This is a genomic window from Bacillus sp. FSL W8-0629, from assembly GCF_038593225.1.
Classification (GTDB): Bacteria; Bacillota; Bacilli; order Bacillales; family Bacillaceae; genus Bacillus; species Bacillus altitudinis.
The window spans coordinates 105,764-123,911 of sequence record NZ_CP151975.1; the positions used below are offsets into that span (position 1 = coordinate 105,764).

20 protein-coding genes and 2 other annotated features are annotated in these 18,148 nt (G+C 41.6%); all 20 genes read left to right on the top strand.

Annotated features, from left to right (window positions below; genetic code table 11):
• A complete protein-coding gene (locus NSQ17_RS00580; protein WP_065459669.1) occupies positions 1–1,092 on the top strand; it encodes a protein arginine kinase in 1,092 nt (363 codons plus the stop codon).
• Positions 1,089–3,524, top strand: a complete 2,436-nt coding sequence (gene clpC, locus NSQ17_RS00585) for an ATP-dependent protease ATP-binding subunit ClpC (RefSeq protein ID WP_007496263.1) — start codon at positions 1,089–1,091, stop codon at positions 3,522–3,524. Before NSQ17_RS00580 ends, clpC begins: the two co-directional genes overlap by 4 nt.
• Positions 3,525–3,617: 93 nt before the next feature.
• Positions 3,618–4,997, top strand: a complete 1,380-nt coding sequence (radA, locus tag NSQ17_RS00590; RefSeq protein WP_017359160.1) for a DNA repair protein RadA — start codon at positions 3,618–3,620, stop codon at positions 4,995–4,997.
• Positions 4,998–4,999: 2 nt separating this feature from the next.
• Positions 5,000–6,079 carry a DNA integrity scanning diadenylate cyclase DisA gene (disA, locus tag NSQ17_RS00595; RefSeq protein ID WP_007496267.1) on the top strand — a complete coding sequence of 360 codons (1,080 nt, stop codon included), beginning with the start codon at positions 5,000–5,002 and terminating at the stop codon, positions 6,077–6,079.
• Between the two features lie 153 nt (positions 6,080–6,232).
• Positions 6,233–7,333, top strand: a complete 1,101-nt coding sequence (locus tag NSQ17_RS00600; RefSeq protein ID WP_047946821.1) for a PIN/TRAM domain-containing protein — start codon at positions 6,233–6,235, stop codon at positions 7,331–7,333.
• A gap of 13 nt (positions 7,334–7,346) precedes the next feature.
• On the top strand, positions 7,347–8,036 hold the full coding sequence (ispD, locus tag NSQ17_RS00605; protein ID WP_008345432.1) for a 2-C-methyl-D-erythritol 4-phosphate cytidylyltransferase: 690 nt from the start codon (positions 7,347–7,349) through the stop codon (positions 8,034–8,036).
• Positions 8,037–8,039: 3 nt separating this feature from the next.
• On the top strand, positions 8,040–8,516 hold the full coding sequence (gene ispF, locus NSQ17_RS00610) for a 2-C-methyl-D-erythritol 2,4-cyclodiphosphate synthase (protein ID WP_007496273.1): 477 nt from the start codon (positions 8,040–8,042) through the stop codon (positions 8,514–8,516).
• 94 nt (positions 8,517–8,610) lie between these two features.
• On the top strand, positions 8,611–10,062 hold the full coding sequence (gene gltX / locus NSQ17_RS00615) for a glutamate--tRNA ligase (protein WP_039169429.1): 1,452 nt from the start codon (positions 8,611–8,613) through the stop codon (positions 10,060–10,062).
• Positions 10,063–10,292, top strand: a binding site (T-box leader).
• Positions 10,293–10,373: 81 nt separating this feature from the next.
• Positions 10,374–11,027, top strand: coding sequence for a serine O-acetyltransferase (cysE, locus tag NSQ17_RS00620; RefSeq protein WP_017366453.1), 654 nt, complete (start codon positions 10,374–10,376; stop codon positions 11,025–11,027).
• Positions 11,024–12,424: a cysteine--tRNA ligase gene (gene cysS, locus NSQ17_RS00625; protein ID WP_251211266.1), complete on the top strand. Its 1,401-nt coding sequence runs from the start codon at positions 11,024–11,026 to the stop codon at positions 12,422–12,424. Before cysE ends, cysS begins: the two co-directional genes overlap by 4 nt.
• Before the next feature lie 3 nt (positions 12,425–12,427).
• A complete protein-coding gene (locus NSQ17_RS00630; RefSeq protein WP_008345428.1) occupies positions 12,428–12,859 on the top strand; it encodes a Mini-ribonuclease 3 in 432 nt (143 codons plus the stop codon).
• Positions 12,843–13,592, top strand: a complete 750-nt coding sequence (gene rlmB, locus NSQ17_RS00635) for a 23S rRNA (guanosine(2251)-2'-O)-methyltransferase RlmB (RefSeq protein ID WP_017359163.1) — start codon at positions 12,843–12,845, stop codon at positions 13,590–13,592. Before NSQ17_RS00630 ends, rlmB begins: the two co-directional genes overlap by 17 nt.
• Positions 13,593–13,594: 2 nt before the next feature.
• A complete protein-coding gene (gene rae1 / locus NSQ17_RS00640) occupies positions 13,595–14,107 on the top strand; it encodes a ribosome-dependent mRNA decay endonuclease Rae1/YacP (protein WP_007496285.1) in 513 nt (170 codons plus the stop codon).
• 63 nt (positions 14,108–14,170) lie between these two features.
• Entirely contained in the window at positions 14,171–14,827 is a 657-nt protein-coding gene (gene sigH / locus NSQ17_RS00645) for an RNA polymerase sporulation sigma factor SigH (RefSeq protein WP_008345424.1), read from the top strand.
• A 76-nt stretch (positions 14,828–14,903) separates the two neighbouring features.
• Positions 14,904–15,053, top strand: coding sequence for a 50S ribosomal protein L33 (rpmG, locus tag NSQ17_RS00650; protein WP_008356502.1), 150 nt, complete (start codon positions 14,904–14,906; stop codon positions 15,051–15,053).
• Positions 15,054–15,087: 34 nt separating this feature from the next.
• Positions 15,088–15,264, top strand: coding sequence for a preprotein translocase subunit SecE (gene secE / locus NSQ17_RS00655; RefSeq protein ID WP_008345422.1), 177 nt, complete (start codon positions 15,088–15,090; stop codon positions 15,262–15,264).
• A gap of 171 nt (positions 15,265–15,435) precedes the next feature.
• The gene (gene nusG / locus NSQ17_RS00660) at positions 15,436–15,969 is read left to right on the top strand and encodes a transcription termination/antitermination protein NusG (RefSeq protein WP_003217197.1); all 534 of its coding nucleotides are present in this window, start codon (positions 15,436–15,438) and stop codon (positions 15,967–15,969) included.
• 171 nt (positions 15,970–16,140) lie between these two features.
• Positions 16,141–16,566 (top strand): 50S ribosomal protein L11, encoded by a 426-nt coding sequence (gene rplK, locus NSQ17_RS00665; RefSeq protein ID WP_003216956.1) that lies wholly within the window; start codon positions 16,141–16,143, stop codon positions 16,564–16,566.
• Between the two features lie 99 nt (positions 16,567–16,665).
• Positions 16,666–17,364: a 50S ribosomal protein L1 gene (gene rplA, locus NSQ17_RS00670; protein WP_017359164.1), complete on the top strand. Its 699-nt coding sequence runs from the start codon at positions 16,666–16,668 to the stop codon at positions 17,362–17,364.
• Positions 17,365–17,410: 46 nt separating this feature from the next.
• Positions 17,411–17,551: a sequence feature (ribosomal protein L10 leader region), on the top strand.
• A gap of 70 nt (positions 17,552–17,621) precedes the next feature.
• Positions 17,622–18,122 (top strand): 50S ribosomal protein L10, encoded by a 501-nt coding sequence (gene rplJ, locus NSQ17_RS00675; protein WP_003217048.1) that lies wholly within the window; start codon positions 17,622–17,624, stop codon positions 18,120–18,122.
• Positions 18,123–18,148: the final 26 nt, after the last annotated feature.

Sequence of the window (18,148 nt, forward strand, 5' to 3'; positions counted from 1 at the left end):
ATGTCGCTCCAGCATTTTATTCAAGACGCATTAAGTCAATGGATGAAACAGAAAGGACCAGAAAGTGACATTGTTCTAAGCAGTCGTATTCGGCTGGCACGCAATCTAGAGCATGTTCGTTTCCCAACTCAGTTTTCTCAAGAGGAGGCTGAAGCTGTTCTTCAGCAATTCGAGCAAAAGTTTGCGAGCCAGGAAGTGAAGGAAATTGGAAACTTTGTTCTGATTCGAATGAATGAAACGCAGCCTTTGGCTAAAAGGGTACTTGTTGAAAAGCATTTGATTAGCCCCAATTTAGCAGAATCAAGATTTGGCGGCTGTTTGCTTTCAGAAAATGAAGAAATCAGTGTCATGCTGAATGAGGAAGACCATATTCGTATTCAATGCTTGTTCCCAGGATTTCAGCTGGCTAATGCACTAAAAGCAGCTAACCAAATAGATGACTGGATTGAAGAGCAAGTGGATTATGCGTTTTCAGAAAAGCGAGGATACTTAACGAGCTGTCCGACCAATGTAGGTACAGGTATTAGGGCTTCAGTCATGATGCACTTACCAGCATTAGCCCTGACAAGACAAATGAATCGCATTATTCCTGCAATTAATCAATTAGGTCTTGTGGTCAGAGGAATTTATGGTGAGGGTAGCGAAGCAATAGGAAACATCTTTCAAATTTCAAATCAAATGACACTGGGTCAATCAGAAGAAGATATTGTAGATGACTTGAATAGTGTGACGGCGCAGCTCATTGAACAAGAGCGATCTGCACGTAAGGCATTATATCAGACGTCTAAAATTGAACTTGAAGACAGAGTGTACCGTTCCTTGGGGATTTTGGCTAATTGTCGCATGATTGAATCTAAGGAAACGGCTAAGTGTTTGTCAGATGTGCGACTTGGAATTGATTTAGGTATCATTAAGGGGCTTTCAAGTAATATACTGAATGAACTCATGATTTTGACACAGCCTGGCTTCCTTCAGCAATATTCAGGAGGAGCCTTGGAACCAAATGAAAGAGATATAAAACGAGCAGCAATTATCAGAGAAAGGCTGCGCTTAGAAATGCATAGGAATGGACAGGAGGATGAAACGATATGATGTTTGGAAGATTCACTGAAAGAGCTCAAAAGGTATTAGCACTTGCACAAGAAGAAGCCATTCGCCTAGGCCATAAGAACATCGGTACAGAGCATATTTTACTTGGTCTTGTACGTGAAGGTGAGGGCATCGCCGCAAAAGCATTAGAAGCACTGGGCCTTGTTTCAGATAAAATCCAAAAAGAAGTCGAGAGCTTGATTGGAAGAGGGCAAGAGGTGTCTCAAGCTATTCCTCATTACACACCTAGAGCGAAGAAGGTTACGGAGCTTTCTATGGATGAAGCGAGAAAGCTTGGTCATTCCTATGTAGGGACAGAACATATTCTTTTAGGTCTTATTCGTGAGGGAGAGGGTGTAGCTGCCCGTGTCTTAAATAACCTCGGAGTGAGCTTAAATAAAGCACGCCAGCAAGTATTGCAGCTTCTAGGCAGCAATGAAACGGGTGCATCTGCGGCAGGATCTAATAGCAATGCCAATACACCAACTTTAGATAGCTTGGCAAGAGACTTAACGGCTATTGCGAAAGAGGACAGCTTGGACCCTGTGATTGGCCGCAGCAAAGAAATTCAGCGTGTCATTGAGGTCCTAAGTAGAAGAACAAAGAATAACCCTGTCTTGATTGGGGAGCCTGGTGTTGGTAAAACAGCGATCGCAGAAGGCCTCGCACAGCAAATTATTCACAACGAAGTGCCTGAAATTCTGCGTGATAAACGAGTCATGACACTTGATATGGGAACCGTTGTAGCGGGAACGAAATATCGTGGTGAATTCGAGGATCGTTTGAAAAAAGTCATGGACGAAATCCGTCAGGCTGGAAATATCATTCTCTTCATTGATGAGCTTCATACACTGATTGGTGCAGGAGGAGCAGAGGGTGCGATTGATGCCTCTAATATTCTAAAACCATCTTTAGCACGTGGTGAGCTTCAATGTATCGGGGCAACAACGTTAGATGAGTACCGTAAATATATTGAAAAAGATGCTGCACTTGAACGTCGATTCCAGCCAATTCAAGTGGACCAGCCATCTGTTGATGAAAGTATTCAAATTTTAAGAGGGCTTAGAGACCGTTATGAAGCACATCACCGTGTGTCTATTACAGATGAAGCCATTGAGGCGGCGGTAAAGCTTTCTGATCGTTATATCTCCGATCGTTTCCTTCCAGATAAGGCGATCGACTTAATTGATGAGGCGGGTTCAAAAGTTCGCTTACGTTCTTTCACAACACCGCCTAATCTAAAGGAACTTGAGCAAAAGCTGGATGAAGTACGCAAGGAAAAGGATGCAGCTGTTCAAAGTCAAGAATTTGAAAAAGCCGCTTCTCTTCGTGATACGGAGCAACGTTTGCGTGAAAAGGTAGAAGTGACGAAGAAATCTTGGAAAGAAAAGCAGGGACAAGAGAATTCAGAGGTTTCTGTGGATGATATCGCAATGGTTGTTTCTAGCTGGACGGGAGTACCTGTTTCAAAAATTGCTCAAACAGAAACAGATAAGCTTCTAAACATGGAACAATTGCTCCACTCTCGCGTCATTGGACAGGATGAAGCAGTTGTTGCTGTTGCAAAAGCTGTAAGACGTGCCCGTGCTGGACTAAAAGATCCGAAACGTCCGATTGGCTCCTTTATTTTCTTAGGGCCAACAGGTGTTGGTAAGACTGAGCTTGCAAGAGCACTCGCTGAGTCTATCTTCGGTGATGAAGAAGCGATGATTCGTATTGATATGTCTGAGTACATGGAAAAACACTCGACTTCAAGACTTGTTGGATCACCTCCAGGCTATGTGGGCTATGATGAGGGCGGTCAGCTGACTGAAAAAGTGAGAAGAAAGCCGTATTCTGTCGTGCTTCTAGATGAGATTGAAAAGGCGCACCCTGATGTGTTTAACATCTTACTTCAAGTGTTAGAAGATGGTCGTCTCACTGATTCTAAAGGTCGTACTGTTGACTTTAGAAATACGATTTTGATTATGACTTCAAACGTTGGAGCTAGTGAGCTGAAGCGCAATAAATATGTTGGCTTTAACGTGCAGGATGAAAGTCAAAATTACAAAGATATGAAAGGCAAAGTAATGGGTGAGCTGAAACGTGCGTTTAGACCAGAGTTCATCAACCGTATTGATGAAATCATTGTCTTCCACTCACTCGAAAAGAAACATCTAAAAGAGATTGTGTCTCTCATGTCTGATCAATTAACAAAACGACTAAAAGAGCAGGACCTTTCAATTGAATTGACGGAAGCAGCAAAAGCCAAGATTGCCGACGAAGGTGTAGATCTTGAGTATGGTGCTCGTCCGTTAAGAAGAGCGATTCAAAAGCACGTCGAGGATCGACTTTCTGAGGAATTGCTGAAAGGCAATATTGAAAAGGGCCAACATATCGTATTAGATGTAGAAGATGGAGAAATTGTCGTAAAAGCAACGGCTGCTACGAACTAATATAGTAAGAAAAAAGTGTGAGGCATACCAGTAAGTTGGATGCCTCCCTTTACTTATTTTCTGACCAGTATAAGGAGTTGTATTCTTCAATCTATGGCTAAGTCAAAATCAAAATTTATATGCCAATCGTGCGGTTATGAGTCAGCCAAATGGATGGGGAAATGTCCCGGCTGCGGCACTTGGAACAGTATGACAGAAGAGGTCGTTCGTAAAGAGCCGGCAAATCGTCGAAGTGCGTTTAATCATTCTGTTCAAACCATTCAAAAACCTTCACCTATATCTGCAATTGAAACATCCGAAGAACCCCGAATTAAAACGAATTTAGAAGAATTTAACCGAGTATTAGGAAGTGGAATTGTCAAAGGTTCACTCGTTCTTATTGGCGGTGATCCTGGGATTGGGAAGTCCACACTATTATTACAAGTTTCAGCACAGCTATCAGATCAAAATCAGAATGTGTTATACATATCTGGTGAGGAATCAATCAAACAAACGAAGCTTAGGGCGGACCGTCTCGGTATTGAAAGTGCCTCTTTACATGTTTTGGCTGAAACCGATATGGAGTATATAACGTCTGCTATACAAGAGATGAAACCCGCTTTTGTTGTGGTCGATTCAATTCAAACCGTTTATCAAAGCGATATCACGTCAGCTCCTGGATCTGTTTCTCAGGTGAGGGAATGCACTGCCCAGCTGATGAAAATTGCCAAGACGAATGGTATTCCTATTTTTATCGTTGGTCACGTGACGAAGGAGGGCTCGATTGCTGGGCCGCGCCTTTTAGAGCATATGGTAGATACAGTTCTTTATTTTGAAGGGGAGCGTCATCATACGTTTCGTATTTTAAGGGCAGTGAAAAACCGTTTTGGTTCAACGAATGAATTAGGAATTTTTGAAATGAGAGAGGAAGGGCTCACAGAGGTATTAAACCCATCAGAAATCTTCTTAGAAGAGCGGTCAGCAGGTGTATCTGGATCGTGTGTTGTTGCCTCAATGGAAGGAACAAGACCTGTTCTAGTGGAGATACAAGCACTTATTTCACCGACGAGCTTTGGGAATCCACGGAGAATGGCTACTGGCCTTGATCATAACCGAGTGTCATTGCTTATGGCCGTTTTAGAAAAACGGGTAGGGCTGTTACTGCAAAACCAAGATGCCTACTTAAAGGTCGCAGGTGGTGTGAAACTTGATGAACCAGCGATAGACTTGGCTATTGCCGTTAGTATTGCATCAAGCTTTAAAGATGCAGCGCCGCATCAAGCAGATTGCTTTATAGGAGAAGTGGGTCTGACGGGAGAAGTCAGAAGAGTATCAAGAATTGAACAGCGTGTGCAGGAAGCTGCTAAACTAGGATTTAAGCGAATGTTTATTCCTCAGGCGAATATAGATGGATGGAAAAAACCGAGAGGGATTGAGTTAGTCGGTGTAGAAAATGTAGCAGAGGCACTTCGTATTTCACTAGGGGGATCATAGAAATGGAAAAAGAGAAAAAAGGAGCGAGAGAAGTCGATCTCTTAGATATTGTCCAGTTTGTGGCACCGGGGACACCCCTGCGGGCAGGGATTGAAAACGTCCTAAGAGCCAATACTGGAGGGCTCATTGTTGTTGGTTATAATGATAAAGTGAAAAGTGTGGTAGATGGAGGATTTCATATTAATTCTGCTTTCTCCCCAGCACATTTATATGAATTGGCGAAAATGGATGGGGCGATTATTTTAAGTGACTCTGGTCAAAAAATCTTGTATGCGAATACACAGCTTATGCCGGATGCAACCATTCATTCATCAGAAACAGGCATGAGACACCGAACGGCTGAACGTGTAGCAAAGCAGACAGGTTGCTTAATCATTGCCATTTCTGAACGTCGGAACGTCATTACCTTATACCAAGGGAATCGACGATATACGCTGAAAGATATTGGTTTTATTTTGACGAAGGCCAACCAAGCGATACAAACACTTGAGAAATATAAAACCATTTTAGATCATGCCATTTCTGCGTTAAGCGCCTTAGAATTTGAAGAGCTTGTGACCTTTGGTGATGTATTATCCGTGCTACATCGTTATGAAATGGTACTTAGAATCAAAAATGAAATCAATATGTATATCAAAGAGCTTGGGACAGAAGGACACTTGATCCGTCTGCAAGTCAATGAGCTGATTACAGATATGGAGCAGGAAGCGGCGTTATTTATTAAAGATTACGTGAAAGAAAAGATCAAAGATCCATATGTGCTGCTGAAACAGCTCCAAGATATGTCGAGTTTTGAGCTTTTAGATGACTCCATTTTGTACAAGTTACTTGGCTATCCAGCATCTACAAATATTGACGAATATGTATACACTAGAGGATACAGATTACTTCATAAAATCCCTAGACTGCCTATGCCAATCGTTGAAAACGTGGTCGAAGCATTTGGTGTGCTAGATCGAATTATGGAAGCAGATGTACAAGATTTGGATGAAGTAGAAGGAATTGGAGAAGTAAGGGCGAAAAAGATAAAAAAAGGATTAAAAAGACTGCAAGAAAAACATTATATCGACCGTCAGCTATAAAAAGAGAAATTTTTCTTAAATACGGTTAAAAATGGATGAATATGGGTATATTAATGATGGTTTTGTTTTCTGTTCATGATGATAGGAAACTTAAGCATATATCAATGTCAGATGAAGGTGGATTGACAGATGAAAAATAAAGGAGGTGAAGGTATGTTAAAAAGAATCGTTCAGGCGTTTTTTATCATTTTCGGTGCAGTTGTAGGGATTTTTATCATTCCAGAGTTATTTCTGCTGTTAAATTTGAAGGACATACCTTTCATAACAAATGCTTACTCTTCAGCACTAATAGGAGCCGCTGTGTTCTTTATCATTGGTAAATGGTGCACAGGCTATGTGGTTAATTGGGTGAAATGGATCGAGGATTCTCTATTGAAGGCGCCTCTTCCTGATCTTATATCTGGAAGTTTCGGTTTAGTATTTGGACTTATTCTAGCATATCTTATTGTAAACGTGATCCCGCTAAACAATATCCCATATCATATTTTTGGTACCATTATTCCGATTTTCCTGGCTTTCTTTTTAGGATACCTTGGATTTCAGGTAGGGTTTAAGAAGAAGGATGAAATGATGGGGCTGTTCTCTCGATCTGCAAAGGTCACAAAGAAAAAAGGAGCAGCTGATGATGAACCTGAAATAGAAGATAAAAAGCTGAAAATTTTAGACACAAGTGTTATCATTGATGGAAGAATCGCAGATATTTGTCAAACTGGATTCCTAGAAGGTGTGATGGTCATTCCTCAATTTGTACTCGAGGAATTACAGCATATTGCAGACTCTTCTGATGTATTAAAGAGAAATAGAGGCCGAAGAGGTCTTGATATTTTAAATCGTATCCAAAAAGAACTGGATATTAAAGTTGAAATTTACGAAGGTGACTTTGAAGATATTCAAGAGGTTGACAGCAAGCTTGTGAAACTCGCTAAGTTAACTTCAGGTGTTGTTGTGACAAATGATTTTAATTTAAATAAAGTATGCGAACTTCAAAAAGTAGCAGTGTTAAACATCAATGATCTAGCCAATGCAGTCAAACCGGTTGTGCTGCCTGGGGAAGAAATGAAGGTACAGGTCATCAAAGATGGGAAAGAGCATAACCAAGGTGTTGCTTACTTAGATGACGGTACGATGATTGTGGTCGAAGAAGGACGCAATTATATTGGAAAAGACATTGATGTGCTCGTCACGAGTGTGCTGCAAACTGCTGCTGGAAGAATGATTTTTGCGAAGCCAAAACTTCTGGAGAAGGCGCTCTAAAGGGAGAACGAACATGTATTATGAAGTAGTTATTCCGGCTGCGGGGCAGGGGAAGCGAATGAAGGCCGGCCGCAATAAACTTTTTATTGAATTGAAAAGAATGCCGGTCATCATCCACACACTGAAGGTGTTTGACGCTCATTCACAATGCAGACGCATGATCTTAGCCATCAATGAAGAAGAGCGTCGTGACTTTGAAAGGCTACTGAAGGTACACGCTTTTCAAACGCCTGTTTCACTTGTCACTGGCGGTGAAGAACGGCAGCAAAGTGTATACGAAGGATTGAAGGCTGTGCAAGATGCGGACATCGTGCTTGTTCATGATGGCGCAAGGCCTTTTATTAAGCATACACAGATTGACTTGCTCGTTAAAGCAGCGATTGAAAAAGGCTCCGCAGTCGTAGCGGTACCAGTGAAAGACACAATCAAACGCGTTCAAGAAGGCAAAGTGGAACAAACCATTGAACGTCAGAGCTTGTGGGCAGTCCAGACCCCACAAGCTTTTCGTCATTCTATTTTAAAAGAAGCGCATGAACATGCGGAGCGGACAGGCTTTCTTGGAACAGATGACGCCAGTCTTGTGGAACAATTACACGGTGAGAGTGTGTATATTGTCCAAGGAGACTATACCAATATTAAACTGACAACACCGGATGATTTATTGGTTGCTAAGGCAATTATGGATGCGGAAAGAGGGTACTAGAACATGTTTAGAATAGGACAAGGTTTTGATGTGCATCAATTAACAGAGGGAAGACCTCTTATTATTGGTGGTGTGACGATCCCTTATGAAAAGGGTCTACTTGGGCATTCAGATGCGGATGTACTGCTTCATACTGTGGCGGATGCCTGCCTAGGTGCGATTGCAGAAGGAGATATCGGCAGACATTTCCCAGACACGGATCCGGAGTTTAAAGATGCAGACTCTTTTAAATTACTTCAGCACGTGTGGGCACTTGTAAAAGAAAAAGGCTATACACTGGTGAATATCGATTGCACGATCATGGCGCAAAAACCAAAGATGGCACCATACATTCAGCCAATGTGTGAGAAAATCGCAGAAGCTCTTGAGGCAGATGTCACACAGGTGAATGTCAAAGCAACAACGACAGAGAAACTTGGATTTACAGGAAGAGGCGAAGGAATTGCCTCTCAAGCAACCGTACTTCTTCAGAAAAAGTAAAATCCGTTTTGATGAGAATGGGTTTTGATGATAAAATACGTTTATAAAAAATTGGTGTCAGACAACATGATGCAGATGAAAGGAAGTTAAACTCATGGGAAATGAAGTGCGTGTTCGTTATGCACCGAGTCCAACTGGTCATTTACATATTGGGAATGCTAGAACGGCTCTTTTCAACTATTTGTTCGCACGCAGTCAAGGCGGCAAATTTATTATTCGAATCGAGGATACGGATCAAAAGCGTAATGTAGAAGGCGGAGAAGAAAGCCAGCTTCGCCACCTGCAATGGCTCGGGATTGATTGGGACGAGAGCATTGATAAAGATGGCGGCTACGGTCCTTACAGACAATCAGAGCGTAATGATATTTACAAAAAATATTATGACGAGCTGCTAGCGAAAGACTTGGCGTATAAGTGCTATTGTACGGCTGAAGAACTAGAAGAAGAGCGTGAAGCACAAATTGCTCGCAGTGAAATGCCTCGATATTCTGGTAAATGCAGTCATTTATCAAAAGAAGAAGAGGACAAGCTGATTGCGGAAGGAAGAGAGCCAAGCATCCGCTTCCGAGTGCCTAAAGGAGAAATCATCAAATTTGACGATATGGTCAAAGGCGAGATTTCATTTGAAACAGACGGCATCGGTGACTTTGTTATTGTGAAGAAAGATGGTACGCCAACGTATAACTTCGCTGTAGCGGTGGATGATCATTTGATGAAAATGACTCACATTCTTCGCGGTGAGGATCACATCTCGAATACACCTAAACAAATTATGGTCTTCAATGCATTTGGCTGGGATGTTCCGCTGTTCGGACATATGACGCTGATCGTAAACGAGAACCGCAAGAAATTAAGCAAGCGTGATGAATCAATTATCCAGTTCATCGAACAGTATAAGAACTTGGGCTATTTACCAGAAGCTTTGTTTAACTTCATTGCACTGCTTGGGTGGTCTCCAGTTGGTGAAGAGGAACTATTTACAAAAGAGCAGTTCATCGATATTTTCGATGTCAATCGACTTTCTAAGTCACCAGCTCTCTTCGATATGCATAAACTAAAATGGGTGAATAACCAATACGTAAAAGCACTTGATCTTGATCAAGTTGTGGCACTTACACTTCCACATCTTCAAAAGGCAGGCAAGGTAAGTGAGCAGCTGACAGAAGAAGAAAACACGTGGGTGCGCAAACTCATTTCTCTATACCACGAGCAATTGAGCTACGGAGCAGAAATTGTTGAGTTAACAGAGTTGTTCTTTAAGGAACAAATTGAGTATAATCAAGAGGCAAAGGAAGTTCTTGCAGAAGAGCAAGTACCAGAAGTGATGGCTTCGTTTGCAGGTCAGCTTGAACGTCTTGAGTCTTTCACACCTGATGAAATCAAAGCTGCCATTAAAGCGGTACAAAAAGAAACAGGGCATAAAGGTAAGAAACTATTCATGCCAATTCGTGTGGCTGTCACTGGACAAACGCATGGCCCAGAGCTTCCGCAAAGTATTGAACTACTAGGTAAAGAGACGGTATTAAACCGCATTAAACAAATATAAGGAAAATCGTTGCGAGGGAGAAGTACAATGTTATCGTCCATCACAGAAAGAGTCTTCACCGGCTGAAAGAGACTTATGGGCAGACGTTGGAAATGCACCCTCAAGACCCTTGAGGAACACGTATGTTAGTATGCAAGGGCGGTACCCTCCGTTATGGGATGAAGTTGAGAAGGCTGCGAAACGAGGGCTTTCTAAACAGAGTGGAACCGCGTTTTCAAAACGTCTCTGTCATATGGCAGAGGCGTTTTTTATTTGTCCAAAAAAGAGAGCAAGTCCTAAGAGAGATTGATGGGGAAGAACGGGGGGAGCATGTGTTTTTCAAAATGCTGAAAGAAGATATTGATACTGTGTTTGATCAAGATCCTGCTGCTAGAAGCTATCTTGAAGTAGTGCTAACCTATTCAGGGCTTCATGCAATTTGGGCTCATCGTGTTGCGCATGCATTTTACAAGCGTAAGCTGTATTTTCTTGCGCGGATCATTTCTCAGGTCAGCCGGTTTTTCACAGGGGTTGAGATTCACCCAGCAGCAACCATCGGCCGGCGGTTCTTTATTGATCACGGCATGGGCGTCGTGATTGGGGAAACATGTGAAATTGGCGATAACGTCACTGTTTTCCAAGGCGTGACATTAGGGGGAACAGGGAAAGAAAAGGGAAAGCGGCATCCAACTATTTTGGACGATGCCCTGATTGCGACTGGTGCTAAGGTGCTCGGTTCCATTACCGTAGGAAAAGGGTCCAAGATTGGTGCGGGGTCTGTTGTGTTAAAAGACGTACCAGACCATTCCACTGTTGTAGGTATACCTGGGCGAGTGGTCGTTCAAAATGGAAAGAAAATCAATCGTGATCTCAATCATCAAGATTTGCCAGATCCAGTTTCTGATCGTTTCAAAGAATTGGAGCGAGAAATGGAAAAGCTAAAACGTGAGCTGGCTTCATTGAGCAGAAAGGAAGAACAATCATGACAATCAATATTTATAATACATTGACACGTAAAAAAGAAGAGTTTGTCCCACTTGAACCAGGAAAGGTGAAAATGTATGTATGCGGACCAACCGTGTATAACTACATTCATATCGGGAATGCAAGACCTGCCATTGTATATGACACGGTACGTAAGTATTTAGAATATAGCGGCTATGATGTGAATTTCGTATCCAACTTTACTGATGTGGATGATAAACTCATCAAAGCAGCAAATGAATTAGGCGAAGATGTCCCAACGATTGCTGATCGATTTATCCAAGCATACTTTGAGGACGTCAGTGCATTAGGCTGCAAAAAAGCAGACCTTCACCCGCGAGTGACAGAAAATATGGATGATATCATTGCGTTTATCGCCACATTGATTGAAAAAGGCTACGCCTATGAAGCAGATGGTGACGTGTATTACAGCACACGCTCATTTGAAGGCTACGGAAAACTGTCTCACCAATCGATTGATGAATTAAAGACAGGTGCTCGTATTCGTGTAGGTGAGAAGAAACGAGATGCGCTGGACTTTGCTTTATGGAAGGCTGCAAAGGACCAAGAAATCTCATGGGATAGCCCGTGGGGCGAAGGACGCCCAGGCTGGCATATCGAATGCTCAGCCATGGTTAAAAAATATTTAGGTGATACGATCGATATTCATGCTGGCGGACAGGATTTAACGTTCCCTCATCACGAGAATGAGATCGCTCAATCTGAGGCTTTGACAGGAAAACCTTTTGCGAAGTATTGGATGCATAACGGGTATATTAATATTGAGAATGAAAAAATGTCAAAATCACTTGGGAACTTTGTGCTCGTACATGACATTATTAAAGAACAAGATCCAGATGTGCTTCGTTTCTTTATGCTGTCGGTTCACTATCGTCATCCAATCAATTACTCCATTGACTTATTGGAAAGCACAAAGAGTGCATTTAACAGACTCAAAACATCTTATTCAAATCTACATCATCGTCTTGAGAGCAGTACCAATATAACAGAGGATAACACTGAATGGTTGACAAAGATTGAAGAGCAGCGTGCGACATTTATTTCTGAAATGAATGATGACTTCAATACGGCAAATGCCATCTCTGTTTTATTTGAACTAGCGAAACAAGCGAATTACTATATGGAAAATGATCATACTTCTGAGGAAGTGATCAAGGCATTTATTGGCTTGTTCCAAGAAATCACATCCGTCCTCGGCTTCTCACTAGAAGAAAAGCACACGCTTGACGAAGAAGTAGAAGCATTAATTGAGAAGCGGAATGAAGCTAGAAGGAATCGTGACTTCGCATTGTCTGATCAAATTCGTGACCAGTTAAAGAGCATGAATATTGTATTGGAGGACACTCCTCAAGGTACGCGCTGGAAAAGAGGAGAATAGGTCATGTTGAATTTTGAAAAGCTGAAAGACGGAAAACAGTTGAACGGACTTGCTCTTGCTTATATGGGTGATGCCATTTTTGAAGTATACGTGAGGCATCACCTCCTCCAAACGGGGGCGACCAAACCAAATGAGCTTCATAAACGTGCAAGTAAGATCGTTTCAGCTAAATCTCAGGCCGCTATTTTATTTGAGCTTCAGCAGAAGGGCTTTTTCACAGAAGCGGAAGAAGCGGTGCTGAAAAGAGGAAGAAATGCAAAATCAGGCACAGTGCCTAAAAACACAGACGTTCAAACGTATCGTTATAGTACAGCGTTTGAAGCGCTCATGGGTTATTTATTTATTGAGAAGCAGGACGAACGCTTAGAAGAGTTGATTAGTCAGGCGATTGAAATCGGAACGTCAGGGAGGAAGACAAATGAGTCAGCAACATGATTATGTGATTGGGAAAAATGCAGTGATTGAAACACTGAAGTCAGATCGGGAGTTATACAAGCTCTGGATGGCGGAAAACACTGTAAAAGGACAAGCCCAGCAGGTCATTGAACTCGCGAAAAAGCAAAATATCACCATTCAGTATGTTCCGAGGAAAAAGCTTGATCAGATGGTAACAGGTCAGCACCAGGGAATCGTTGCACAAGTAGCAGCATATGAATATGCAGAATTGGACGATCTGTATCAAATTGCTGAAAAGCGGAATGAACAACCATTTTTCATCATCTTAGATGAAATTGAAGATCCGCACAATTTAGGGTCGATCATGCGTACGGCCGATGCTGTTGGTGCACATGGAATCGTCATTCCAAAACGACGAGCGGTAGGCTTGACGACAACTGTTGCGAAAGCATCTACTGGAGCCATTGAACATATCCCGGTCGCAAAAGTAACCAATCTTTCCAGAGCTCTTGATGAAATGAAAGAAAGAGGAATCTGGGTCGCAGGAACAGATGCATCTGCGAAGCAGGACTACAGACAATTTGATGGCACGATGCCTCTCGCTCTTGTCATTGGCAGTGAAGGAAAAGGAATTGGCCGATTGATTAAGGAAAAATGTGATTTCTTGATTAAATTGCCAATGGCCGGGAAGGTCACTTCATTAAATGCATCAGTTGCCGCTAGTCTATTGATGTATGAAGTGTATCGAAAACGTTATCCGTTAGGAGAATAGAGATGGACATCCTCTTAGTCGATGGATACAACATGATAGGTGCGTGGCCTCGTTTGCAGCACTTAAAAGAAAACAGCTTTGAAGAAGCCAGAGACGTGCTGATTCAACATTTAGCAGAATATCAAGCATATACAGGGTATCGAGTCATTGTCGTATTCGATGCCCATATGGTCAAAGGAATCGAAAAGAAGCGGACAAACCACCGAGTAGAGGTCATCTTTACAAGAGAAAATGAAACGGCTGATGAGCGGATTGAAAAACTGGCACAAGACTTAAATAACATTCGGACGCAAATTCATGTGGCGACCTCTGATTACACAGAACAATGGGCGATTTTTGGACAGGGTGCACTTCGTAAGTCAGCACGAGAGCTCTTAAGAGAGATAGAAGTGATTGAACGAAAGATTGAAACACGTGTCAAAAAGATTACTTCTGATAAACCAGCATCCAAAATTGAATTGTCAGAAGATGTATTGAAAACGTTTGAAAAATGGCGGCGGGGAAACTTGGAATAGCTTGACGATATTTCAACCATTATTGTATAATATTTCTATCTAGGTGCGGTCGGGGGGATCGAAGTGAATCTAAACAACAGCAAGGGTAAGTCCATCAGAGAGCAATTTTGCCAGTTGGAAGATGAACAAGTCATTGAAAGGGTTCATGTCGGAGATAGTGATGCGCTAGATTATTTAATAACGAAATACCGCAATTTTGTACGTGCGAAAGCAAGATCTTATTTCTTGATTGGAGCGGATCGAGAGGACATTGTCCAAGAGGGGATGATCGGACTTTATAAGTCTATCCGCGATTTCAGAGAGGACAAGCTTACTTCATTTAAGGCTTTTGCAGAATTATGTATTACCCGCCAAATTATCACCGCAATTAAAACAGCTACTCGCCAAAAACATATCCCGTTAAATTCCTATGTATCATTAGACAAGCCGATATACGATGAAGAATCGGACAGAACATTATTGGACGTCATTTCCGGTGCTAAAGCGCTTAACCCAGAAGATTTAATCATTAGCAAAGAAGAATTTGATGATATTGAAATGAAAATGGGTGAATTACTAAGCGAGCTGGAAAGAAAGGTACTTGTGCTTTATCTTGATGGCAGGTCCTATCAGGAGATTTCTGAAGATTTAAACCGTCATGTGAAATCAATTGATAACGCACTCCAAAGAGTAAAGAGAAAATTAGAGAAATATTTAGAGCTGCGCGAGATCAGTCTCTAATCAAACCTATATTGACAGCTTTTTCGACACTGTGATAAGGTACTAAGGAAATGATGTCGAGAAAATAGGTGTAAATATGAGGAAAAAGATTACTCTAGCCTGTAAAGACTGCGGAAGCCGCAATTATACGACAATGAAAAGTGTTGCTTCAGCAGCTGAAAGATTAGAAGTTAAGAAATATTGCAAGACTTGTAATTCACATAAAACACATTTAGAAACGAAGTAGGATTTGCGTTCTTTAATCTGTGGAGGTCTTTTACATGCGTATTATCAGTTTCTTAAAAAGTGTCGGGAAAGAAATGAAAAAGGTCAGCTGGCCAAAGAAAAACGAAATGGTCCGCTACACGATCACTGTTATTTTAACAGTCGTATTTTTTGCCATCTTTTTCTCTTTTCTTGATATAGGAATCTCACAATTAATCGAATTAATTCATTAATACTTGAATAATGGTCTGCTGAACGTGCTATAATAGATCATAATATGACTTGCCAAAAAACCCGTTTTACGGGTTTTTTCAATTGCTTGAAAATATTTACCGGTACTCGAGATTCGTCAAATAGACATTACGAAATGTGGGGAGGGAAGGACTAAATAGTCCTGAACGAAAATGGAAAAGAATTGGTATGTTGTGCATACGTACTCTGGCTATGAGAACAAAGTGAAAGCGAACTTGGAAAAGCGTGTTGAATCAATGGGCATGCAGGATAAAATTTTCCGCGTTGTTGTACCAGAAGAAGAAGAAACGGACATTAAAAATGGTAAGAAAAAAGTAGTGAAAAAGAAAGTATTCCCTGGATATGTGCTAGTAGAAATCGTCATGACTGACGATTCTTGGTATGTCGTTCGTAATACACCAGGTGTGACAGGATTCGTTGGATCAGCTGGATCAGGCTCTAAGCCGACAGCGTTATTACCTGGCGAAGCGGAAACCATTCTGAAGAGAATGGGACTTGAAGAGCGCAAGACAGAAATCGACTTTGAACTAAAAGAAACAGTCAAGGTCATCGATGGACCATTTGCTAACTTCACAGGCTCTATCGAAGAGATTGATTATGATAAAAGCAAAGTCAAAGTATTCGTTAATATGTTTGGTAGAGAAACTCCTGTGGAACTTGAGTTCACACAGATCGATAAATTGTAATTTAAAAGAGCTTGAAATGAGTGTATAGAAGTGGTAATATAGCAAAGGTACGTCTTGAGTTCGCTCAAGATCGCTAGCTAGTTATTTCGTCATTCATATAAAGAATGAAGTTGTTGAGTGGGAGGGGGATTCCCCTATTACCACATCACGGACTTTAAGGAGGTGTGTCTCGTGGCTAAAAAAGTAGTAAAAGTTGTTAAATTGCAAATTCCTGCTGGAAAAGCTAACCCAGCTCCACCAGTTGGACCTGCACTAGGTCAAGCCGGTGTTAATATCATGGGATTCTGTAAGGAGTTTAACGCTCGTACAGCTGACCAAGCTGGTCTTATCATTCCTGTTGAAATTTCGGTTTTTGAAGACCGTTCATTTACATTTATTACTAAAACTCCACCTGCTGCAGTATTACTTAAAAAAGCAGCTGGTATTGAGTCTGGTTCTGGTGAACCTAACCGTAATAAAGTGGCAACTGTTAAGCGTGATAAAGTACGCGAAATCGCGGAAACAAAAATGCCTGACTTAAACGCTGCTAGCGTTGAATCAGCTATGCGCATGGTTGAAGGTACTGCACGCAGTATGGGTATTGTCATCGAAGATTAATTTTTTGTCTTGTTGGGTTGCGAGTTTGGTTTTGACAAGTTCGCAACCCTTATTCGTGGGAGGTTATTCCGCTAAAACCACATAAGGAGGATTTTTATAATGGCTAAAAAAGGTAAAAAGTATGTAGAAGCTGCTAAGCTGATCGATCGTACAAAAGCGTATGATGTTGCTGAAGCTGTTTCTCTTACAAAAAAAGCAAATACAGCGAAATTTGATGCGACTGTAGAAGTTGCTTTTCGTTTGGGCGTAGACCCTCGTAAAAACGATCAACAAATCCGCGGTGCAGTTGTACTTCCTAACGGAACTGGTAAAACTCAACGCGTTCTTGTGTTCGCTAAAGGCGAAAAAGCAAAAGAAGCAGAAGCTGCTGGAGCAGACTACGTTGGAGATTCTGATTACATCACTAAAATCCAACAAGGCTGGTTCGAATTCGATGTAATCGTTGCGACACCTGACATGATGGGTGAAGTTGGTAAGATCGGTCGTGTACTTGGACCAAAAGGCCTTATGCCAAACCCTAAAACAGGAACTGTAACTTTCGAAGTAGAAAAAGCAATCAATGAAATCAAAGCTGGTAAAGTAGAATACCGCGTTGATAAAGCTGGTAACATCCACGCGCCAATCGGAAAGGTTTCTTTCGAGGACGAAAAGCTTGTTGAGAACTTTGCAACAATCTATGACACAATCCTTAAAGCAAAACCTGCAGCGGCTAAAGGTGTATACGTGAAAAACGTTTCTGTTACATCTACTATGGGCCCTGGCGTGAAAGTGGATCCATCTTCTTTCTCTGCAAAATAATTCTTGACTTATCACAATCGTTTTGATAATATCAAAATGTTGTAAAATAGAATAATCATTTATACCGTAGACAGCAGGGGCCTTATGGCTTAATTAACCCGCCGAGGTGTATATGTCACAGTCTTACGTTAACGTATGCTTGTATATACAGCCTCCATGTCTTAATGGAGGCTTTTTATATGGAGAACCGTTCGTTAGGAACGTGATGGCCTGATCGGTATAAGTGTTACACAAAGAATTGTACAGGAGGTGTAACCATGAGCAATGCAATCGATACTAAAAAAGTTGTCGTTGATGAAATTACTTCTAAATTTAAAGACAGTATGTCTACTGTAATCGTAGATTACCGCGGTCTTTCAGTTTCTGAAGTGACTGAACTTCGTAAACAGCTTCGTGATGCTGGCGTAGAATTCAAAGTTTACAAAAATACTTTGACTCGCCGTGCAGTTGAACAAGTTGAACTAACGGGTTTAAACGATTTCTTAACAGGTCCAAACGCTATCGCATTCAGTAACGAAGATGTTATCGCACCTGCGAAAATCATCAACGAATTTGCGAAAAGCCACGAAGCTTTAGAAATCAAAGCTGGTGTTATCGAAGGAAACGTAGCGACTGTAGAAGAAGTGAAGGCTCTTGCGGAACTTCCGTCTCGCGAAGGCTTACTTTCTATGTTGCTTAGCGTTCTTCAAGCTCCAGTTCGTAACCTTGCTCTTGCTACTAAAGCAGTTGCAGATCAAAAAGAAGAACAAGGCGCTTAATGCGTACTTGACGTAAAAAAACTTAA

Coding starts and splice junctions, on each gene's coding strand:
- NSQ17_RS00600 (WP_047946821.1), top strand. CDS start 6,233: ATGTTAAAAAGAATCGTTCAGGCGTTTTTTATCATTTTCGGTGCAGTT.
- cysS (WP_251211266.1), top strand. CDS start 11,024: ATGACAATCAATATTTATAATACATTGACACGTAAAAAAGAAGAGTTT.
- rplJ (WP_003217048.1), top strand. CDS start 17,622: ATGAGCAATGCAATCGATACTAAAAAAGTTGTCGTTGATGAAATTACT.
- rplA (WP_017359164.1), top strand. CDS start 16,666: ATGGCTAAAAAAGGTAAAAAGTATGTAGAAGCTGCTAAGCTGATCGAT.
- gltX (WP_039169429.1), top strand. CDS start 8,611: ATGGGAAATGAAGTGCGTGTTCGTTATGCACCGAGTCCAACTGGTCAT.
- nusG (WP_003217197.1), top strand. CDS start 15,436: ATGGAAAAGAATTGGTATGTTGTGCATACGTACTCTGGCTATGAGAAC.
- secE (WP_008345422.1), top strand. CDS start 15,088: ATGCGTATTATCAGTTTCTTAAAAAGTGTCGGGAAAGAAATGAAAAAG.
- NSQ17_RS00630 (WP_008345428.1), top strand. CDS start 12,428: ATGTTGAATTTTGAAAAGCTGAAAGACGGAAAACAGTTGAACGGACTT.
- rpmG (WP_008356502.1), top strand. CDS start 14,904: ATGAGGAAAAAGATTACTCTAGCCTGTAAAGACTGCGGAAGCCGCAAT.
- clpC (WP_007496263.1), top strand. CDS start 1,089: ATGATGTTTGGAAGATTCACTGAAAGAGCTCAAAAGGTATTAGCACTT.
- NSQ17_RS00580 (WP_065459669.1), top strand. CDS start 1: ATGTCGCTCCAGCATTTTATTCAAGACGCATTAAGTCAATGGATGAAA.
- ispD (WP_008345432.1), top strand. CDS start 7,347: ATGTATTATGAAGTAGTTATTCCGGCTGCGGGGCAGGGGAAGCGAATG.
- radA (WP_017359160.1), top strand. CDS start 3,618: ATGGCTAAGTCAAAATCAAAATTTATATGCCAATCGTGCGGTTATGAG.
- rae1 (WP_007496285.1), top strand. CDS start 13,595: ATGGACATCCTCTTAGTCGATGGATACAACATGATAGGTGCGTGGCCT.
- rlmB (WP_017359163.1), top strand. CDS start 12,843: ATGAGTCAGCAACATGATTATGTGATTGGGAAAAATGCAGTGATTGAA.
- disA (WP_007496267.1), top strand. CDS start 5,000: ATGGAAAAAGAGAAAAAAGGAGCGAGAGAAGTCGATCTCTTAGATATT.
- ispF (WP_007496273.1), top strand. CDS start 8,040: ATGTTTAGAATAGGACAAGGTTTTGATGTGCATCAATTAACAGAGGGA.